13 protein-coding genes and 1 pseudogene are annotated in these 19,692 nt (G+C 75.9%); 5 read left to right on the top strand and 9 right to left on the bottom strand.

Annotated features, from left to right (window positions below):
* Positions 1-7 precede the first annotated feature (7 nt).
* From K353_RS22030 to K353_RS22045, 3 genes and pseudogenes are all read left to right on the top strand, one after another.
* Entirely contained in the window at positions 8-649 is a 642-nt protein-coding gene (locus K353_RS22030) for a LysE family translocator (RefSeq protein WP_111555270.1), read from the top strand.
* A 17-nt stretch (positions 650-666) separates the two neighbouring features.
* Positions 667-1,698, top strand: a pseudogene (locus K353_RS22035) (histidinol-phosphate transaminase); the annotation flags it as partial.
* Positions 1,699-1,766: 68 nt separating this feature from the next.
* Positions 1,767-2,501, top strand: a complete 735-nt coding sequence (locus K353_RS22045) for a DUF6308 family protein (RefSeq protein WP_233533738.1) — start codon at positions 1,767-1,769, stop codon at positions 2,499-2,501.
* Positions 2,502-2,579: 78 nt separating this feature from the next.
* Here K353_RS22045 and K353_RS22050 read toward each other — a convergent pair whose 3' ends face one another.
* The 9 genes from K353_RS22050 to K353_RS22090 all read right to left on the bottom strand — a co-directional run bounded on the left by K353_RS22050 (position 2,580) and on the right by K353_RS22090 (position 16,290).
* Entirely contained in the window at positions 2,580-3,512 is a 933-nt protein-coding gene (locus K353_RS22050) for a PD40 domain-containing protein (protein WP_111555272.1), read from the bottom strand.
* Positions 3,509-4,735 carry an MFS transporter gene (locus tag K353_RS22055; RefSeq protein WP_111555273.1) on the bottom strand — a complete coding sequence of 409 codons (1,227 nt, stop codon included), beginning with the start codon at positions 4,733-4,735 and terminating at the stop codon, positions 3,509-3,511. Before K353_RS22055 ends, K353_RS22050 begins: the two co-directional genes overlap by 4 nt.
* Positions 4,735-6,111 (bottom strand): alkaline phosphatase family protein, encoded by a 1,377-nt coding sequence (locus K353_RS37250; protein WP_111555274.1) that lies wholly within the window; start codon positions 6,109-6,111, stop codon positions 4,735-4,737. Before K353_RS37250 ends, K353_RS22055 begins: the two co-directional genes overlap by 1 nt.
* A 233-nt stretch (positions 6,112-6,344) precedes the next feature.
* Positions 6,345-8,108: an allophanate hydrolase gene (gene atzF / locus K353_RS22065; protein ID WP_111555275.1), complete on the bottom strand. Its 1,764-nt coding sequence runs from the start codon at positions 8,106-8,108 to the stop codon at positions 6,345-6,347.
* Positions 8,105-11,770 (bottom strand): urea carboxylase, encoded by a 3,666-nt coding sequence (uca, locus tag K353_RS22070; protein WP_111555276.1) that lies wholly within the window; start codon positions 11,768-11,770, stop codon positions 8,105-8,107. The genes atzF and uca overlap by 4 nt, the downstream gene beginning before the upstream one ends.
* Before the next feature lie 96 nt (positions 11,771-11,866).
* Positions 11,867-13,567 (bottom strand): cytosine permease, encoded by a 1,701-nt coding sequence (locus K353_RS22075; RefSeq protein WP_111555277.1) that lies wholly within the window; start codon positions 13,565-13,567, stop codon positions 11,867-11,869.
* Positions 13,568-13,725: 158 nt separating this feature from the next.
* On the bottom strand, positions 13,726-14,439 hold the full coding sequence (locus K353_RS22080) for a GntR family transcriptional regulator (protein ID WP_111555278.1): 714 nt from the start codon (positions 14,437-14,439) through the stop codon (positions 13,726-13,728).
* 156 nt (positions 14,440-14,595) lie between these two features.
* On the bottom strand, positions 14,596-15,291 hold the full coding sequence (locus K353_RS22085; RefSeq protein WP_199528194.1) for a TMEM175 family protein: 696 nt from the start codon (positions 15,289-15,291) through the stop codon (positions 14,596-14,598).
* A 273-nt stretch (positions 15,292-15,564) separates the two neighbouring features.
* A complete protein-coding gene (locus tag K353_RS22090; protein WP_111555280.1) occupies positions 15,565-16,290 on the bottom strand; it encodes a TetR/AcrR family transcriptional regulator in 726 nt (241 codons plus the stop codon).
* A 163-nt stretch (positions 16,291-16,453) separates the two neighbouring features.
* Between K353_RS22090 and K353_RS22095 the strand changes: the two genes are divergently transcribed.
* Together K353_RS22095 and K353_RS22100 are read left to right on the top strand one after the other, a co-directional pair.
* Positions 16,454-17,953, top strand: coding sequence for an APC family permease (locus tag K353_RS22095; RefSeq protein WP_111555281.1), 1,500 nt, complete (start codon positions 16,454-16,456; stop codon positions 17,951-17,953).
* 73 nt (positions 17,954-18,026) lie between these two features.
* Positions 18,027-19,673 carry an amidohydrolase gene (locus K353_RS22100; protein ID WP_111555282.1) on the top strand — a complete coding sequence of 549 codons (1,647 nt, stop codon included), beginning with the start codon at positions 18,027-18,029 and terminating at the stop codon, positions 19,671-19,673.
* Positions 19,674-19,692 lie beyond the last annotated feature (19 nt).

The raw sequence follows: 19,692 nt of genomic DNA on the forward strand, positions 1-19,692 counted from the left end.
GGACCGCATGCCTGACCTGTCCAGCCTCTGGTGGTTCTTCACGGCCTCCCTGGTGCTCCTGCTGATCCCCGGGCCGTCGGTGCTGTACGTCACCGGCCGCACGCTCGACCAGGGGCGCCGGGCCGGCCTGCTGTCCACCCTGGGCCTGGCCTGCGGGGACCTCGTCCAGGTGGTCGCCGCCGTGGTCGGCCTGTCCGCCCTGGTGGCCTCCTCCGAGACGGCCTTCGACGTGGTCAAGTACGCGGGCGCCGGCTACCTGGTCTGGCTCGGCGTCAAGCGCCTGCGCACGCCCGACCCGGACCCGTCCGAGGAGCGGCCCGCCGAGGCGCCCGCCCGCTCGCCGCGGATCTTCTCCGACGGCCTGGTCGTCAACGCGCTCAACCCGAAGAGCACCCTGTTCTTCCTCGCCTTCCTCCCGTCCTTCATCCACAGCGGGCACGGGGCGGTCTGGTCCCAGACCCTGGTCTTCGGCCTGGTCTTCGTCCTGGTCGGCGTCTGCACCAACGCCGGCTGGGCGCTGCTCAGTTCACTCCTGCGCCAACGCGCCCGGCAGAGCCGCGGCTTCCTCCGCGCGGAGCGGTACATCGTCGCCGGCGTCTTCCTCGTCCTCGCCGCCGCCACCCTGGCGACCGGCCTCACCGGCGGCTGAGCCGCCACGGAGCCGACATGACCGACACCCCCGCCGCCCCGCCCGCGCCCGCCGAGCACCGGCCGGACACCGAGCACCGGCTGCACGCGAACGAGAACCCCTACCCGCCGCTGCCCGGCGTCCTGGAACGGGCCACCGCCGCCCTGCGGACCCTCAACCACTACCCGGACCCGACCGCCGCCCGCCTGACCGCCGCCCTCGCCGCGCACCTGCGCGTCCCGCCCGCGCACCTGGTGATCGGCCCCGGCTCGGTCGGCGTGCTGTTCCAACTGGTCCGCTCCGCCGCCGGGCCCGGTGACGAAGTCCTGTACGCCTGGCGCTCGTTCGAGGCGTACCCGGAGGCGACCGCGCTCGCCGGGGCCACCCCGGTCGCCGTCCCGCTGGCCGCGGGCGAGGTCCACGACCTCGCCGCGATGGCCGCCGCCGTCACCCCGCGCACCAGGGTCGTCCTGCTCTGCAACCCGAACAACCCGACCGGCACCGCCGTCCCGCCCGCCGACCTGGTGACGTTCCTCGACGCCGTCCCCGCCGGCACCCTGGTCGTGCTGGACGAGGCCTACCGCGAGTTCGCCCCCGACGGCACCCCCGACGGCGTCGACCTCCACCGCACCCGCCCGAACCTGGCCGTGCTCCGTACCTTCTCCAAGGCGTACGGCCTGGCCGGACTCCGGGTCGGCTACGCCGTCGCCCACGAGGCCGTCGCCGCCGCGGCCCGGGCCGTCGCCCTCCCGTTCGGCGTCAGCCGGATCGCCCAGGACGCCGCCGTCGAATCCCTCGCCGCCGGCCCCCACCTGCACCAGCGGGTCGACGCCCTGGTCGCCGAACGCACCCGGGTCCAGGCCCGGCTGCGCGCCCAGGGCTGGTCCCCGCCCGACTCGCACGCCAACTTCGTCTGGCTCCGGCTCGACGACCGCACCACCGCGTTCGCGACCGCCTGCACCGCCGCCGGAGTCACCGTCAAAGCCTTCCCCGGCGAGGGCGTCCGCCTCACCATCGGCACCCCCGAGGCCAACGACACCGCCCTCGCCGTCACCGCCGCCTGGCGCGCCTCCACCGGACAGGCGTACCGAAACCGGGAGTTGACCGAACGTCAGATCGGAACGGAGACCGCGCACCCTTGACCGCCCCGACCGCCCCGACCGCCCCGACCGCCCCGACCGCCCCGACCGTCCCGACCGTCCCGACCGGGCCGCAGGGCCCGCCGCTGGCCGCGCGGTTGCACGCCCTGCTCGCCCGTGGCGGTGCCGTGGCCGACCTGCGCCGCTACTACGGGATCGGGCTGCCGCCCGGTGCCGCGCCGTACACCGGCGGCCGGTTCGAGCGGTTGGCCGGTGGCGGGGAGCGCCCGGGCAGCGCCGACCGGTTCACCGCGGACGACCTGATCGCCGTGCAGACCCTGTCGGTGACCGTGCCCGCCCGCGTCGCCCTGGACCTGCTGGAAGGCCCGCTGGGGGAGGACCTGCACGCCCTGCTGCGCGCCGTGCCGGTCGGTCTCGACCTGGCCGACGCCGACCCCGGGCACGTCGCCGACGACTCGCCCGCCGCCCGGGCCTGGCACCTGCTGGTCTCCCGGCCCGGCGTCGGCTGGGTCCTCGCCGGGAAGCTGCTGGCCCGCAAGCGCCCCCGGCTGCTGCCGGTCTACGACCGGGTGGTGCGCTGCGCGCTGGGCCGGCCCGACCGGTTCTGGTCGCCGCTGCACGCCGCCCTGCGCGCGGACGGCGGCGCGCTGGCGCACCGGCTGGCGGAGCTGCACGCCGCCGCCGACCTGCCGGCGGCGGTGAGCGCGCTGCGGGTGTGCGACGTCGTGGTCTGGACGGGCCACCGCGCCGACGGCCACCCCTGCCCCTCCTGACCGCGCCGCCCGCCGCCCGCCGCCGACGCTTCCGGTCCGTTCCCCCGGCCCGGCCGTCGGGGCGTGTGCAGGTCGGCGTCAGCGCAGTGGGGCGGGGGACTCGGCGTCCCGGGCGAGCAGTCGGGGGGTGCCGCCGCCGTCGGCGGGGACGGTCCAGGTGTCGGCGCCGGTGCCGTGGTCGTGCGGGAGGCCGTAGGCCACGGTGGTGTCGTCGAGCCAGGCGGCCTGGTCGTCGACGCTGCGGGTCTCGGCGAGCGGGGTCTCGGTGCCGTCGGCGAGGAGCAGGACGGTCAGCCGCCAGGTCTGGTCGGGGAGCATCTTCTTGTAGGCGATCCGGGTGCCGTCCGGGGAGAGGGACGGGCACTCGACATCGTCCTTGAGGACCTGGAGGTCGCGCCGGGCGAAGTCGCCGCGGACCAGCGAGCGGTGGCCGCCGGCGGACAGGGTGGCGTAGAAGGTGTTGTCGTCGGTGGTGAAGGTGACGCCCCAGACGTTGGCGTCGGCGGGCATCGGGCGGCCCTCCCCGGTGAAGCTCTCCAGGGTGCCGACCAGGGTGCCGGTGCGGGTGTCGAGGATGCCGGAGCGGGTGGAGAAGCGTCCGCCGTTGTAGGAGTCGCCCGCGACGAAGACCGTCCAGGCGACCATCCGGCCCGAGGGCGAGACCCGGGCCCGGCTGGGGGTGCCGTTCAGCGGGATGCTGCGCAGTTGGTCCAGGTTCTGGTCCAGGACGGTGAGTTGGTAGGAGCCGGGGCTCTCCCGCAGGCACACGCCGGTGCCGGACGCGGCGTACACCCGGGCGCAGTGCAGGTCGGTGCCGGAGCGGGTGCCGTCGGGGTGCTGGAGGGCGAGGGTGCCGCTGGTGGTGTCGCGCAGCAGCAGGCCGGGTCCGTCGAGGGTCACCGCGCGGCGGTCCCCGGCCGGGGCCGGGTGGGCGCGCAGCACGGTGTAGCCGACGGCGACGGCGGCGAGCAGCACGGTGGCGGCGAGGGCGGTCAGGACGCGCCACTTCATCGGGTGGTTCCTCCGAGCAGGGGAGTGGCGGCGGCCGTGGCCGCGGCGGCGGCCGCGGCGGCGGCCAGGCAGGCGGTGGTGCTGCCCAGGTGCTGCCAGGCCAGGCCGAACAGCAGGGAGGAGACCAGGTAGGCCAGGGCCTGGCAGGTCTGGACGAGGGCCAGGCCGGTGGTGCGCAGCTCGGGGGCGGTGAGCGGGCCGGCCAGCGCCATCAGGACGCCGTCGGTGGCGGCGTAGAAGGCGCCGTAGAGCAGCAGGACGGCCCAGAGCGGGCCGCGCCCGGTGGCCAGCAGCAGGTAGACGGCGAGCAGCGCGCCGTAGCCGCCGAGGGCGACCGGGCGGCGGCCGATCCGGTCGGCGAGCCGGCCCAGTGGCGGGGCGAGCACCAGGTAGGCGCCGGCGGTGCCGACGGCCAGCAGCGGGAAGGCGGTCAGCGGCAGGTCGTCGCGGTGCTGGAGCAGCAGGTAGACGAAGCCGTCGCCGACGGTGGCCAGGCCGAGCAGCGCGGCGCCCGCGCAGACGGCCCGCAGCGGCCCGGCCTTCAGCAGGGCGAGGGCGGCGCGCGGGGAGGCGGCGCCGGGCGGCAGCGGCTGCCCGCGGTCGCGGACGAACAGGGCGAGCAGCAGCACGCCGAGCAGGGCGAAGCACAGGCTGGTGACGAAGACGGCGTCCCAGGAGCGTCCCGCCCCGCCGGCCAGCGCGAGCACGCCGAGGGCCACGATCGGCCCGGCGAACGCGCCGAGGCTGTCGAGGGCGCGGTGCGCGCCGAAGGCCCGGCCGAGCTGTTCGCGGGGTGCGGAGAGGGTGATGAGCGCGTCGCGCGGGGCGGTGCGCAGGCCCTTGCCGGTGCGGTCGGCGGCCAGCACGGCGCCGACGGCCGCGGGCGCGGCGGGGGTCAGCAGCAGCCCGACCTTGGCGAGCGCGGACAGGCCGTAGCCGACGGCGGCGACGAGTTTGCGCCGGCGGAGCCGGTCGGCGAGATAGCCGCCGGCGAGGCGGGTGAGCGCGGTGGCACCGGTGTAGAGGCCGTCGAAGGCGCCGTACTGGGCGACGCCGAGGTGCAGGCCGAGGACCAGGTAGGCGGGCAGGACGGCGGTGACCATCTCGGAGGAGACGTCGGTGACCAGGCTGACCAGGCCGAGCGCCAGGACGTTCCCGGTCAGCACGCGGCGGGCCGGGGCCCCCTTGAGGGAGGCCCCGGGGCGGGTGTCGGTGAGGTACATCAGCTGAGCGTGAGGTCGTCGAACCAGGTGATGCCGGGGTCGCCCGGGTGGTTGTCGTCGTGGTTGACCAGCTGCACGGTGTACGAGTGGCCGGGGGTGAGCTTGTCGGTGACCTGCTGCCAGGAGCCGTTCGCCGTGCAGGTCCTGGGCAGCGGGGTGCTGGTGCTGCCGCTGGTGTTGTGCTTGACGACGACGGTCGCCCAGGCGTACGCCACGGTGTCCTTGCAGTCGCCCTTCCACCAGAGGGTGAGCTTGGTGACGCCGGGCGGCGCGGTGAAGGTCTGGGTGAGGACGGAGTCGCCGTTGGTGGGCGAGGTGGAGCCCACCGCGGCGGCGTAGGCGCCGGAGTGCGGGGCGGCGGCGATCGCGGTGGTGCCGGTGCGGGTCCAGCCGGTGAACGTGCCGTACTCGAAGCCGCCGTTGACCAGGCCCGGGACCGGGGTGGGCGAGGGGCTGGGCGAGGCCGGGCCGGTGGGGGAGGGCGTGGCGGTGGGCGGCGGCGAGGTGGTCCACACGTCGGTGATCGGGGTCGCGCCGGCGGCGGAGCCCAGCGGGGCGAGCCCGTAGGCGTCCTCCAGCGTCCGCAGCACGCTGTAGTGGTTGATCTGTTCGGCGTAGCTGCCGGGCCGGACCTTCTCGCCGACCATGACGGTGGCGATCTGGTTGACCGAGCTGAAGTTGTCCTCGTCGAAGGTGGCGATCAGCAGGCTGTTGTGGGTCTTGGCCCACTGCGCGTAGCCGTCGAGGTTGTTCTTCAGCCAGGTGTCCCCGGTGCCGACGGCGCAGTCGTGCATGTCGTCGCACATGTCGGGGATCACGAAGGAGACGGTGGGCAGCTTGCCGTAGTCGGTCGGGAAGGTGCCGAACGGGACGCTGCTGGCGGCGGGCACGTTGTCGAAGTCGGCCCACGGCGCGTGCTTGCGCTGGTAGGTGCCGCTGGAGCAGCCGGTGTAGCCGGTGGAGGGGAGCGCCTCCGAGTAGCCCTTGAACGTGTACCCGGCGGAGAGCAGTTGGCTGCCCAGGTTGGCCGTCCCGGTGAAGTTCTTCGGGCAGGAGTCGTCGGTGACGCCCTGCTGGGAGCCGGAGAACAGGGCGAGGTAGTTCGGCTGGCTGGGGTGGGTGACCCCGTAGGACTGGGTGAAGCTCGCGCCCTGCGCGGCCAGGGAGTTGAGGTACGGCGCGCCGGCGCTGCCGATGATCGTCGAGTAGTCCTTGTTCTCGAACAGCACGATCACGACGTGGTCCGGGCGGGGCACGGCCGCGGCGGCGGCGGCGGTCGTGGTGCCGGAGAACCCGGTGTCCACGGCCAGTACCGAGCCGACGAGAGCGAGCGCTCCCGCGAGGAGGGAGGCGATCACCGGCTTCCTGATCAGCATGGTCGTCCTTCTTCGGGCGGACGCTCGCGGCGGAGCCGTCCGGGGAGCAGGGAGCACCCGGCGGCCGGGAGGGGTCCGGCCGACGGCGGGCGATGCATCATGGCAGTCGGCTGTCTGGACATGTCAATGGTGTTCACCGACTGTCCGCCAACTCGTCGGACAACGGCCGGTTCCGGTCCATCCGGGCCGCCGGGCCGCGCCCGGTCGACGGCGGGGTCAGGGGTGCGACCGGGTCAGGGGTGCGGCCGGGTGGCCAGGTAGGCGAGCCAGTCGCCGTGGTGGGTGATGTCGGGGCCGGTGGCGGCGGTGTGCGGGTCGCACTGGAAGCCCAGGACCCAGGTGGCGTCGTCGAGTTGGACGCGGCCCAGGGACATCGGGGCGGGGAGGTCGGCGAGGAAGCGGCCCAGGGCGGCGGGGGAGAGGGTCCACCGCTCGCCGGTGACCGTGCCGCCCCCGTCCGGGCCGACGTGGACCAGGCCGGGCTTGGGGGGCGTGGTGGGGAGGGCGGTCAGGCGGTAGGCGGCGGCGGTGCGGACGGGGCCCGCGTAGCGGGCGCCGGAGTCGGTGAGCTGGTGGTTGAGGGGCTGGCCGCGGCGGTGGGCGCCGAGGACGACCAGGTCGATGCCGGTGTCCGGGAGGGGGGCCGGGAGTTCCTCGCCGGTGAGGCGGGCGGCGAGGTCGAGGCCGACCTGGTCGTCGAAGGCGCGGGTGAGGACGCTGACGCCGAACGGGCTGCCGTCCGCCTCCCCGGCCGGGACGGCGACGGCGGCCAGGTCGAGCAGGTTGACGAAGTTGGTGTAGGTGCCGAGCCGGGAGTTGACGCCGACCGGGTCGGCCCGGACGGCGGCGAGGGTGGGGTGCTCGGTGGTGGTGGGCAGCAGGAGCGCGTCGAAGCCGGCCAGCAGGCGGGCGGCGTCGGCCCGGTGCCGGTCGAGGCGTTCCTGGTCGGCGGCGAGGGCGTGGGCGGGCAGGTCGGCCGCGGCGAGGACGATGGCGGCGACGGTGGGGTCGGCGCCCTCCGGGTCTCGGGCGAGGAACTCCCCGACGGCCGCGTACCGTTCGGCGACCAGGGCGCCGTCGTAGAGCAGCCGGGCCGCCGCCAGCAGGGGCGAGACGTCGACGGCGGCGGTCTCCGCGCCGCTCTCCCGCAGCCGGGCGGCGGCCGCGTGGAAGGCGGCCCGGGCCTGCGCGGACAGCGGCGCGAGGTCCTGCTCGCGGGGCAGCGCCACCCGGGGCCGCTCCGGCGCGGCCAGCCGGACGGCGTCGGGCCAGGCGCGGCTGCGCGGGTCGGCCGGGTCGGGGCCGGTCAGCGCGGCCAGCGCGGGCAGCGCCCCGGCCAGGGTGCGGGCGAAGACGGTGACGGCGTCGTAGGGGCGGGCGGCGGGGACGACCCCGGTGGTGGGGACCAGGCCGAGGGTCGGTTTGACGCCGACGATGCCGTTGAACGCGGCGGGCACCCGGCCCGAGCCCGCGGTGTCGGTGCCGAGCGCGAAGTCCGCGATGCCGAGCGCGACGGCGACCGCGGAGCCGGAGCTGGAGCCGCCGGAGACCTTCTCCGGCTGGTGGGCCGCGCGCACCGCGCCGTACGGGCTGCGGGTGCCGACCAGCCCGGTGGCGAACTGGTCCATGTTGGTCTTGCCGAGCACGATCGCGCCCGCGGCGGCCAGCCGCCGCACCGCGGTGGCGGACGCCTCCGGGTGCCGGGCGTAGCCGGGGCAGGCGGCGGTGGTGGGCAGGCCCGCGACGTCGATGTTGTCCTTGACGGCGTACAACAGGCCCCGCAGCGGCAGGAGTTCACCGGCCGCCGCGCGGGCGTCGAGGGCGCGGGCCTCGGCCGCGACCTCCTCCCGGGGGCGCAGGGTGATCCAGACCTCCGGCCGGTCCGCCTCCTCGATGCGCCGGTAGGCGGCGGCGACGCGCTCCTCGGCCGTGCCGGTCCAGAGGGCGGGGGCGAGGGCGGCGGCGGGGGCGGCGCTCTCGGGGGTGGTGCGGTTCACGCTGCTTCCTCTCGCAGGACGACGGTCAACGGGGTGCCGGCGTCGATCTGCTGGCCGGGGGCGACCAGCACGTCGGCGACGACGCCGGCCGACGGGGCGCGGACGACGACCTCCATCTTCATGGCCTCCAGCACGATCAGCGGCTGCCCCGCCGCGACCCGGGTGCCGGGCGCGGCGGCCACCTTCCACACGCTGGAGCTGAGCGGCGCCTCCACCAGCCCGGCGCCGGGCGGCAGCGCGCGGGGCGCCGCCGCCGGGGCCGGGACGGGGTCGGGCCGGTCGGCGAGTTCGCCCGCGGCCTCCCAGGCCCGCCGCTCGGCGGCGAAGGCGGCGGACTGGCGGGCCCGGAAGGCGGCGATGCCGTCGGCGTTCTCGGCCAGGAAGCGTTCGTGCGCGGCCAGCGAGAAGGTGCCGGGGCGGATGTCGAGCGCGCGGCGGCCGGCGGCCAGGTCCGCCCGGACGTCGAGGAGTTCGGCCGGGGAGACGGGGTGCCAGACGATCCGGTCGAAGAAGCGCAGCAGCCAGGGGATGCCGTCCGCGAAGGACCGGCCGGGGCGCAGGCCGCCCCAGATCGGGACGGTGCGGCCGATCAGCTGGTAGCCGCCGGGGCTCTCCATGCCGTAGACGCACAGGTAGGAGCCGCCGATGCCGACGCCCGCCTCGGCGGTCCAGGTGCGGGCCGGGTTGTACTTGGTGGTGACCAGGCGGTGGCGGGGGTCGAGCGGGGTGGCGGCGGGCGCGCCCAGGTAGACGTCGCCGAGGCCGAGCACCAGGTACCGGGCGTCGAAGACGGTCCGGCGGACGTCGTCGACCGAGTCGAGGCCGTTGATCCGGCGGATGAACTCGATGTTGGACGGGTTCCACGGGGCGTCGTCGCGCACCGAGGTGCGGTAGCGGGAGATCGCCTCGTCCACCGTGGGGTCGTCCCAGGACAGCGGCAGGTGGACCTCCCGGCTGGGCACGGTGAGGTCGTGCGCGGCGGGGAGCCGGTCCTCGGCCTCCTGGAGCAGGCCGAGCAGGGTGCGCAGCGGGAGCGCGTCGGGGTCGGTGTGCAGGTGCAGCGAGCGGACGCCGGGGGTGATGTCGACCAGGCCGCGGGGCCGGTGCGCGGCGAGGTGCCCGGCCAGGGCGTGCACCCGCATCCGCAGGGCCAGGTCGAGGGCCATCGGGCCGTACTCGACCAGGATGTTGTCGTCGGCGCCGCGCCGGTAGACCACCTCGGGCGCGGTGTCGGTGGCGGGGCGGCGGGCGAGGACGCCGTCGTCGGGGTCGGGGCCGCCGGCGGGCAGGGTGCGCGGGGCGGGGGAGCGGCGCAGCTCGGCGGCGCGGGCCTCGGTGACGGGGACGAACCGGACGGTGTCGCCGGGTCGGAGCTGTCCGGCCTTCCAGCGCTCGCCGGCCACCACGGTGAACGGGCAGGCGAAGCCGCCGAGGCTGGGGCCGTCGGGGCCGAGGATGGCGGGGGTGTCGCCGGTGAGGTTGACGGCGCCGACGGAGTACGCGGTGTCGTGGACGTTGGAGGGGTGCAGTCCGGCCTCGCCGCCATCGGGCCGGGCCCACTCGGGGCGGGGGCCGATCAGCCGCACGCCGGTGCGGGCGGACTGGGCGGAGACCTTCCAGTCGGCGCCGTACACCGCCCGCAGGCCGTCCCGGGTGAGGAAGTCCGGTGCGGGGTGCGGGCCTTCGGAGACCGCGAGCCGCCAGCGGGTGGTGAAGTGCGGGCGCCGGGCGGCGGGGACGGCGGCGGGCGCGGGCGCGCCGGGCGCGGGGTCGGCCGGGCGCAGCACGTCGCCGGTGCGCAGGGCGCGTCCGGCGTGGCCGCCGAAGCCGCCCAGGGTGAAGGTGGCGGTGCTGCCGAGGTAGGCGGGCAGGTCGAGGCCGCCGCGCACCAGCACGTACGTCCGCATGCCGGGCCCGGCGGGGGTGCCGACCTCCAGCAGGGCGCCGGCGGGCAGGTCGAGCGGCTCCCACTGGGCGGCGGGGGCGCCGTCGACCGTGACCGGGGCCGGGGCGCCGGTGACGCAGACGACGGCGGGCCGGGAGAAGCGCAGGGCCGGTCCCTCCAGGGTGCACTCCAGGCCGGGGGCGCCCGGCGGGTTGCCGACGGCGGTGTTGCCGAGCCGGAAGGAGAGGTCGTCCATCGGGCCGCCGGGCGGGATGCCGACGTCCCAGTGGCCGGTGCGGCCGGGCCAGTCCTGCGCGGTGGTGAGGGTGCCGCCGCGGACCACGTCGATCCGCGGGCGCGGGTCGGTGACGCCGGCCAGGGTGGCGGTGGTGTGCCGGGCCGCCAGCACCTCGGGGGTGCGGCAGGCGGCGCGCAGCAGGCCGAGGTTGGTCTCGACGCCGTCGATCCGGGTGGCCTCCAGGGCCTCGGCCAGCCGGGCGAACGCCTCGGCGCGGTCGCGGCCGGTGGCGATCACCTTGGCGAGCATCGGGTCGTAGGCGGGGGAGACCTCCTGGCCGGTCTCCACCCAGCCGTCCACCCGCACCCCGGCGCCGGGAGCGCCGCTGGGGACACCACCGGGAGCACCACCGGGAGCACCGTCGGGGACACCGTCGGGAGCACCGCCGGGGAGTTCGACCCGGGTGAGCAGGCCGGAGCTGGGCCGGTGGTCCTGGCCCGGGTCCTCGGCGTAGAGCCGGGCCTCGACGGCGTGCCCGCGGACGGGCGGGCCGTCGGGGCCGACGTCGGCCAGCAGGTCCCGCTCGCCGCGGGCCAGCCGCAGCATCCAGCCGACCAGGTCGACGCCGGTGATCTGCTCGGTGACCGGGTGCTCCACCTGGAGGCGGGTGTTGACCTCCAGGAAGGCGGCCTCCTCGCGTTCGGCGTCGTAGACGAACTCCACGGTGCCGGCCGAGCGGTAGCCGACCGAGGCGCACAACTCCCGCGCACTGCGGTGCAGTCGCTCGCGCAGTGCGGCCGGGAGGCCGGGGGCCGGGGCCTCCTCCAGGACCTTCTGGTGGCGGCGCTGCAACGAGCAGTCCCGGTCGCCCAGGCTGACGACCCGTCCGGTGCCGTCGCCGAAGACCTGCACCTCGACGTGCCGGGCCCGGGCGACGTACCGCTCCAGGAAGACCCCGCCGTCGCCGAAGTTGCCCCGGGCCAGCCGGGTGACCTGGTCGTGGGCGGCCCGCAGTTCGTCCGGCCCGGCGCAGGCCCGCATGCCGATGCCGCCCCCGCCGCCGGTGGCCTTGAGCATCACCGGGTAGCCGATCTCCCCGGCCGCGCGCAGCGCCTCCTCCGGCCCGGCCAGCAGCCCGGTGCCGGCCAGCAGCGGGACCCCGGCGGCCTCGGCCGCCGCGCGGGCGGTGTGCTTGGCGCCGAAGACCTCCAGCTGGCGGGGGGTGGGGCCGACGAAGACCAGGCCGGCGGCCTCCGCGGCGGCGGCGAACGCCGCGTTCTCGGACAGGAAGCCGTACCCGGGGTGGACCGCCCCGGCGCCCGTCGCGCGGGCCGCGGCCAGCACCAGGTCGGCCCGCAGGTAGCTCTCGGCGGCGGGCGCCGGGCCCAGCCGGACGGCCTCGTCGGCCATCCGGACGTGCGGGGCGGTGCGGTCGGCGTCGGAGTACACGGCGACGGTCCGCAGGCCGAGCGCGGACGCGGAGCCGATGACGCGGCAGGCGATCTCGCCGCGGTTGGCGACGAGCAGGGTGTCGAACACGACGGCGGCTCCTCAGGGGCGGGCCGGACGGGGCCGGGCGGGGTCGGGCGGGCCGGCCGGGGCGGCCGGTCCGCCCCGTACCGGTGGCGGAGCGGGTTACGCGCCGGCGGGCGCGGCAGGCGCGGCGGACGTGACGGGTGCGGCGGGCAGCACGTGGTCGCCGACCCGGTCGGTGCTCAGGCACAGCGAGCAGACGACGGCGTCGTGGGTGGCGCAGGCGGCCAGGTCGGGGCGCTCGTACGGCTGGTGGCAGACGTGGCAGACCAGGGTGGCCGCGCTCGGGTTGCCCTCCTCGTCCAGCAGCGGCTCGGCCAGGCCGTCGTCGGTGCGGCGCAGGTAGTACCGGCCCCGGGTGAGGACGGCCATCAGCGGGGTGAGGACGAAGGCGATCAGGGCGGCGGCCACCGGGGAGTACGGCTGGAGGGTGTCGCCCAGGGCGTGGAAGTACAGCGCGATGGACAGGCCCGAGGCGGCGGTGAAGGCGACCACGCCGACCGGGTTGACGGCGTACAGCATGCCGCGGCGGAACTCCGGCCGCAGCGGGGAGATCCGCAGCAGGTGCTTGTTGACGCCGATGTCGGTCGCGACGGTGACCACCCAGGCGATCGCGCAGTTCGAGTAGAAGCCCAGGACGCCGTTGAGGAAGCTGAACATGTCGGCCTCCATCAGGACGAGCGCGATGCCCAGGTTGACCAGGACGAAGACCATCCGCCCGGGGTAGCGCCGGGTGACCCGGGTGAAGGAGTTCGTCCAGGCGAGCGAGCCGGAGTAGGCGTTCGTCACGTTGATCTTGATCTGGCTGACCACCACCAGCACCACCGCCAGCGGGACGACCAGCCAGGACGGCAGCATCGCGTCGAAGGCGCCCTTGAACTGCCGGATCGGCTCGGGCGCGAGGCCGGGTCCGACCGCCGAGAGGATGTGCACGGCGAGGAAGACTCCGATCGCCTGCTTCAGCGCGCCGATCACCACCCAGCCCGGCCCGGCCAGCACCACCGCCGTCCACCACCCGCGCCGGTTGGCCGCCGTGCGGGGCGGCATGAAGCGCAGGTAGTCGATCTGCTCGCCGATCTGCGCGATCAGCGACAGGCAGACCCCGGCGCCCAGCAGCACCGGGGCGGTGTCGACCCCGCCCGCGCCGTCGGTGCCCGGGTAGGACAGGAAGCGGTGCACGCTGCCCGGGTCGGTGCAGATCAGGTACACCAGCGGGGAGACCATCAGCACCAGCCAGACCGGGGTGGTCCACACCTGGAGCCGGCTGAGCGCCTTCATGCCGTAGACCACCAGCGGGATCACCATCAGGGTGGAGACCAGGTAGCCCAGCCAGAGCGGCAGGCCGAGGCCCAGCTTGAGGCCCTGGGCCATGATCGAGCCTTCGAGGGCGAAGAAGATGAAGGTGAAGCTGGCGAAGATGACGCTGGTCAGCACCGAGCCGTAGTAGCCGAAGCCGGAGCCGCGGGTGATCAGGTCCAGGTCGATGTTGTAGCGGGCGCCGTAGTACGCCAGCGGGTAGCCGGTGACGAAGATGACCACGGCGGCCACCGCGATCGCCACCAGCGCGTTGCCGGTGCCGTGGGCCAGGCCGATCCCGGCGCCGATCGAGAAGTCGGCCAGGTAGGCGATGCCGCCGAGGGCGGTGGTGGCCACCACCATCGGGGTCCAGCGGCGGTAACTGCGCGGCGCGAAGCGGAGGGTGTAGTCCTCCAGGGTCTCCTTCACCGCCTGCCCGGTGCCCGGTGCCGCCGACTGCGGGGGGCCGGGCTCGGCGGCTTTCACCAGGCGGGGCTCGACGTTCATGCGGTGCCTCCTTGCCGTGCGGAAGAGCGGAAGGGCGCGCGGGTGCGCGGGCATACGGGTGCGCTGGCATGCGGGTGCGCGGGACGGCGTGCGCGGGGGGCACGCGGCGGCGACGGGCGGTACGCGGGCGGGGCGGCCGTCCGCGGGCGGGCCCGGGGTCAGACCCGGTCCGCGTGCAGGGCCATCTGCGTCAGGGCGCGCCGGGCGCGCTCCAGGACGACGTCCATGGAGGCCCCGACGTGGCTGTGCAGGGCGCGGTACGCCTCGTCCAGGCGGCCGTCCCGGACGTGCTCCATGATCTCGATGTGCTCGGTGACGGTGGAGTCCACCCGGTCCCGGGTGAGGAAGTCGTACATCCGGACCCGGCGGATCCGCCGGTTGACCGCGACCAGCGCCTCGGTGAGCGCCGGGTTGCCCGCGGCCCGGGACAGCGCGGTGTGGAACTCCTCGTCCAGCACGACGAACCGGGGGTCCGGCGCGGGGGGCGCCTCCCGGATCGCGTACCAGCGCCGCAGCTCCGCCTCGACCACCGCCGGGTCGTGCCGCAGTGAGGGGTCCTCCAACGCCCTTGCCACGCCGCGCAGTTCGAGCGTGACGCGGAGCTCGTACAGGTCCCGCAGCTGCGGGAGGTTCGGTACCACCGGGAAGTAGCCGCCGTCGCCGCGCTCGATCATCCCGTCCGACCGCAGCCGGGCCAGCGCCTCCCGCACCGGCGTCCGGGAGACCCCGAACCGGGCCGCCAGCCGCTCCTCGGTCAGCCGTTCGCGCAGCCCGATCCGACCGGACAGCAGCTCCTCGCTCAGCTCCGCGTGGACCCGCTCGCGGTGCGGGAGGTTCGGTGTGTCCGAGGCTGTATACAGCGCTGTGTCCATGGCGGGAGACGCTAGGCAGCGGCCGTTTCCGCCGGACGCGCCCCGGGTGAAGGAGGCGTTTCGGAAGCCTCCCCGGGCAACGGCCCGGTTAACGGCGCCGCCCGCGGCCGGTCCTGACGGCCGCTCACCCGCTCACCCGCTCACCCGCTCACCCGCTCAGCTGCGCTCCCCGCCCCCGGCCCCGGTCCCGGTCCCGCCCCCGGCCCCGGCCCCGGTGCGGGCGGGCCCGAAGCCCTCGCTGGTGAGCAGGTAGAACGCGGGCACCAGCAGGAACACCCCCAGCGCGACCAGCGGGGCCAGCGCCGCGCCCAGCACGCCGGCCGCCGCGTAGAGGCCCACGCCGATCCACGACCGCAGGCTGCCGTGCCGCAGGTAGGACGGCTCCACCCCGGTGGCGAGCAGCTCCGGGCGGCGGCGCAGGCAGTGGTAGAGCACCACCCAGCTCAGGCACATCGCCGCGGCGACGCCCGCGTACAGGGCCACCGCCGTCCGCGCGTCCGCGCCGTCGAAGTCCTCCTGCAGCGCGCGGGAGAGCACCCCGGTGGGGAACGGCAGGGCCGCGGTGGTGAACAGCACCAGCAGGTTCGCGGCCTGCAGGCCGCGGTCGAGCGAGCGGACCCGGACGAACGCCTGGTGGTGGTTGAGCCAGATCACCGCCACGTAGCTGAACGAGGCCGCGTAGCCGACGTAGGCCGGCCACTGCTGGGCCAGCGCGTGCGCCAGCCCCCCGCTGCGGTGCGGCGGGTCGGACAGGTCCAGCACCAGGATGGTCACGGCGATGGCGAACACCCCGTCGCTGAACGCCTCGGCCCGCGCGGTGTCCGACCGGGTGAAACGCGTCCCGGCGCGCATCACCGGCCGCCGTCCGGCACCGGGACTCCTCCGGGAACTGCCGCGGGCGCCGCCCCGCGGCCCGTCACGAGCGACTCCACCGGGGCCGTCACCTCACCTTCGTCCGCCGCCGGCGCGGGGCCGGCGGTCCGCGCCGCCCGCGGGCACGGGCGGCCCGGTATCCGTTCCCGCCGTCGCCGCCCGTCCCCGCCACCGGGCCCGGACGTCCTCCGACCGGCCCACCCGCGCCCGCCGCCCGGTCAGGCCCCGCGGACACCACCGCCCGCCGCCCGGTCAGGCCCCCGCGCCCCGCCCGCCGGGCGGGCTCTGCGGGCTGAGCGCGTCGAGCCGGGCGAGCAGCAGGTCCAGCACGTCCGGGAAGGCGGAGCCGGCCATCTCGGGCAGGTGGTCCCGGACGGCGTGCAGGTGCGGGTACTGCGCGGCGGGGAGGTTGCCGTGGACGGAGCGCCAGGAGCGGTCCTGCTGGTCGCGCTGCTGCGCGGTGAGGGTGCGGACGTCGGCGTCGAGCGCGGCGTGGGCGAGGACGGTGTCGATGAAGGCGCGGTAGTGCCGCACCGCGTCGGCGGGGGAGAAGCCGGCCGCCAGCAGCAGGCCGATGCCGGTGTCGACCGCGCGGCACTCGGCCGGACCGGCGGTGACCCGGGAGGCGCGGACGGCGGCCAGCCGCGGGTGGCGCAGCACCGAGCTGTGCACCCGCACCCCGAACTCGCGCAGGTCGGCCCGCCAGTCGGCGGTGCGGGCGAAGCCGTCGAGCGAGTCGCCGATCAGCCGGTCGGCGACCGCGAGCAGCAGGGCGTCGGTGTCGGCGAAGTAGCGGTAGACGGTGGACGGGTCGCAGCCGAGGGCGGTGCCGAGCCGGCGCACGGTCAGGGCGTTCCCGCCGGGCGCCTCGATCAGGTCGAGCGCGGCGGTGACGATCAGCTCCTCGGTGAGCACGGTGCCGTTGCGGGTGGGGCGCCTGCGGCGGCGTTCGGCGGGGATGCGCGTCGGTTCCGGCACGTCGGGGCTCCTGGGGCGGGGTCGGCGGCGCCGCGGGCGGCCGCTCTTACGACAACTTATTGACGTAACTATGGCAGGGTTGTTTCATCGGTGCACCCCCCTCCGCCCGCCCCGCGCCGCTCAGGCCCGGGCGGAGGGTCCCCCACGAGTCGAGGAGACCGACATGGCCGCTGGCACCCCCGCCAGACCCCCCGGACCGGAGCTGCGGCGCACCCTGGGCGTGCGCGACGGCGTGGCGATCGCGGCGTCCAGCACGGCCGCCACCACCAGCATCGGCATCGGCATGGGCGCGCTCGCGGTGTACGCGGGCCGGCAGACCCCGGCGCTGCTGCTGGTCGCGTTCCTGCCGATCCTCGGCATCGCGCTCTCCTACGCCCGGCTCAACCGCACCGAGCCGAACTGCGGCAACGGCTACACCTGGGTCGGCCGTTCGATCGGCGCCTGGCCGGGCTTCCTGACCGGCTGGGTGGTGCTGGTCGCCAACGTGGTCTTCATGGCCTACACCAGCGCGATCACCGGCTCGGTGGTGCTCCAGTTCGTCAACAAGGCCGGACTGCACCGCCTGCTCGGCGTCGACCTCGACCCCGGCTCCACCGGGGTCAGCACCGTGGTCGGCCTGGTCGCCTTGGTCGCCGTCACCGTCACCGCCGTGACCGGCGTGCGCTCCGCGACCCGCCTGCAGTGGGCGCTGCTGGCCTTCGAGTACACCGTGCTGCTGGTGTTCTGCACCTGGGCGCTGCTCGCCGGGCACGAGTCGTTCTCCTGGAACTGGCTCAACCCGTTCGCCATCGGCTCCTTCCAGTCCCTGGCCCAGGGCCTGGTGCTGGCGGTGTTCGTCTTCTGGGGCTGGGACGCCGCCTTCACCGTCAACGAGGAGACCAGGAACGCCTCCGACGCCTCCCGGGGCGGCCTGATCGCCCTGCTGGCGATGCTCGGGCTGCTGGTGTTCGCCGCGATCTCCTTCCAGCGCATCCTGGGCAACGACGAACTCGTCGCCCAGGGCCCGCAGGCCCTCACCTACCTCGGCGCGAAGCTCGCCCCCGAGCCGTGGGCCTCGCTCCCGCTGGCCGCGCTGATGTGCTCGGCGTTCGCCTCGCTCCAGTCCAGCGTCATCCCGACCGCGCGCGGCGCGCTCGCGATGGGCCGGGACCGGACCCTCGGCCGGCTGTGGACCAGGGTGCACCCCCGCTACGGCTCCCCGGCCGTCGGCACCCTGCTCATCATGGCGATGTCCGCCGCCGTGGCCGTCCTCGCGGTCGGCATCCCGAAGATCAACCTAATGATCCTCACCGCCGTGAACTCCATCGGCCTGATCGTCGCGCTCTACTACGGCCTGACCGCCCTGGCCTGCGCCGTCCGCTTCCGCGCCGACCTGCGCGCGGGCCTGTCGCCCGCCCTGCGCGGCGTCATCGTGCCCGGCCTCAGCGCCCTGGTGCTGTTCGGCCTCGGCGGGTACCTCGCCTACCAGTACGCCACCATGAGCGACCACTTCGAGGCCACCCCCGACAACGGCTGGTTCATGCTGCTGATCCCGGCGCTGATCGTCGGCTCCGGCCTGGTCGTCGGGGCCGTCGCCAAGTGGCGCCGCCGCTCCCCGTACTTCACCACCGGCCGGGGCACCGACGCCGACGCCATCGCCCTCCCCATGGACGCCACCGCCTGACCGGCTCCCCCGCCGCCCGGTCGCCCGCCGCCCGCCCGCTCTCCGCCCGCCCGCACCCCGTCCTGGAGCCCGCATGCACGCCGCCACCGCCGACCTCGTGTTCACCGGAGGGCCGGTCCACACCGTCGACCCGGTCCGCCCGTACGCCACCTCGGTGGCGGTGCGCGGCGACCGCGTCCTCGCGGTCGGCCACGACGAGGTGCGCGACCTGGTCGGACCGGCCACCGAGGTCGTCGACCTGCGCGGCCGGCTGCTGGTCCCGGGCTTCCAGGACGCCCACGTCCACCCCGTCGGCGCGGGCGTGGAGGCGGGCCAGTGCGACCTGTCCGGCGCCACCGACCCGGCGGAGTGCGCCGCCCGGATCCGCGCCTACGCCGACGCCCACCCCGACCGCCCCTGGATCACCGGCGGCGGCTGGTCGATGGAGTCCTTCCCCGGCGGCACCCCCGACCGCCACCTGCTCGACACCCTGGTGCCGGACCGCCCGGTCTACCTGGTCAACCGCGACCACCACGGCGCCTGGGCCAACACCCGGGCCCTCGAACTCGCCGGCCTCGACCGCCGCACCCCCGACCCCGCCGACGGCCGGATCGAACGCGAGGCCGACGGCACGCCCGGCGGCACGCTCCAGGAGGGCGCCATGCGCCTGGTCGCCGACCACGTCCCCGCGGCGACCGCCGACGAGCAGCTGGCCGGCCTGCTGCACGCCCAGGCCGTCCTGCACGGGTACGGCGTCACCGCCTGGCAGGACGCCCTGCTCGGCGCGCACGCCTCCACCCCCGACGCCGCGCCGGTCTACCGCCGCGCCGTGCGGGAGGGGCTGCTGACCGCCCGGGTCCGCGGCGCGCTGTGGTGGGAGCCGTCCGGGGGCCTCGGGCAACTGCCCGAACTCCTGCGCCGCCGCGAGGAGTTCACCCTCGGCGGGCTGAACGCCCACACCGTGAAGATCATGCAGGACGGCATCGCCGAGAACGGCACCGCCGCCCTGCTCGGCCCCTACCTGGACGCCTGCGGCTGCGCCTCCGGCAACTCCGGCCTCTCCTTCGTCGACCCCCGCGAACTCGCCGAGGTCGTCACCGCACTGGACGCCGAGGGGTTCCAGGTCCACTTCCACGCCCTCGGCGACCGGGCCGTGCGCGAGGCGCTGGACGCCGTCGAGGCCGCCCTCCGGGCCAACGGCCGGCGCGACAACCGGCACCACCTGGCCCACCTCCAGGTGGTCGACCCGGCGGACGTCCCGCGCTTCCGCGCGCTCGGCGCCACCGCGAACGTCCAGGCCCTGTGGGCGGCCCACGAACCCCAGATGGACGAGCTCACCATCCCCTTCCTGGGCCGGGACCGGGCCGCCCGCCAGTACCCGTTCGCCGACCTGGTCCGCAGCGGCGCCACCCTCGCCGCCGGCAGCGACTGGCCGGTCTCCAGCCCCGACCCGATCGCCGCCCTGCACACCGCCGTCAACCGCCACCAGCCCGGCTCCGACCGCCCGGTCTTCCTCCCCGAGCAGCGCATCCCCCTGCACACCGCGCTCGCCGCCTACACCGCGGGCAGCGCCCACGTGAACCACCTCGACGACACCGGCACCATCACCCCCGGCAAGCTCGCCGACCTCGCCGTCCTCGACCGCGACGTCTTCGCCCGCCCCGCCGAGGAGATCGCGCTGGCCCGCGTCCTGGAGACCTTCGTCGGCGGCCGCCGGGTCCACCGCGCCCCCGACGCCTGACCCGGTGCGCCGACCGGCT

It is taken from the genome of Kitasatospora sp. SolWspMP-SS2h, from assembly GCF_003259315.1.
Classification (GTDB): Bacteria; Actinomycetota; Actinomycetes; order Streptomycetales; family Streptomycetaceae; genus Kitasatospora; species Kitasatospora fiedleri.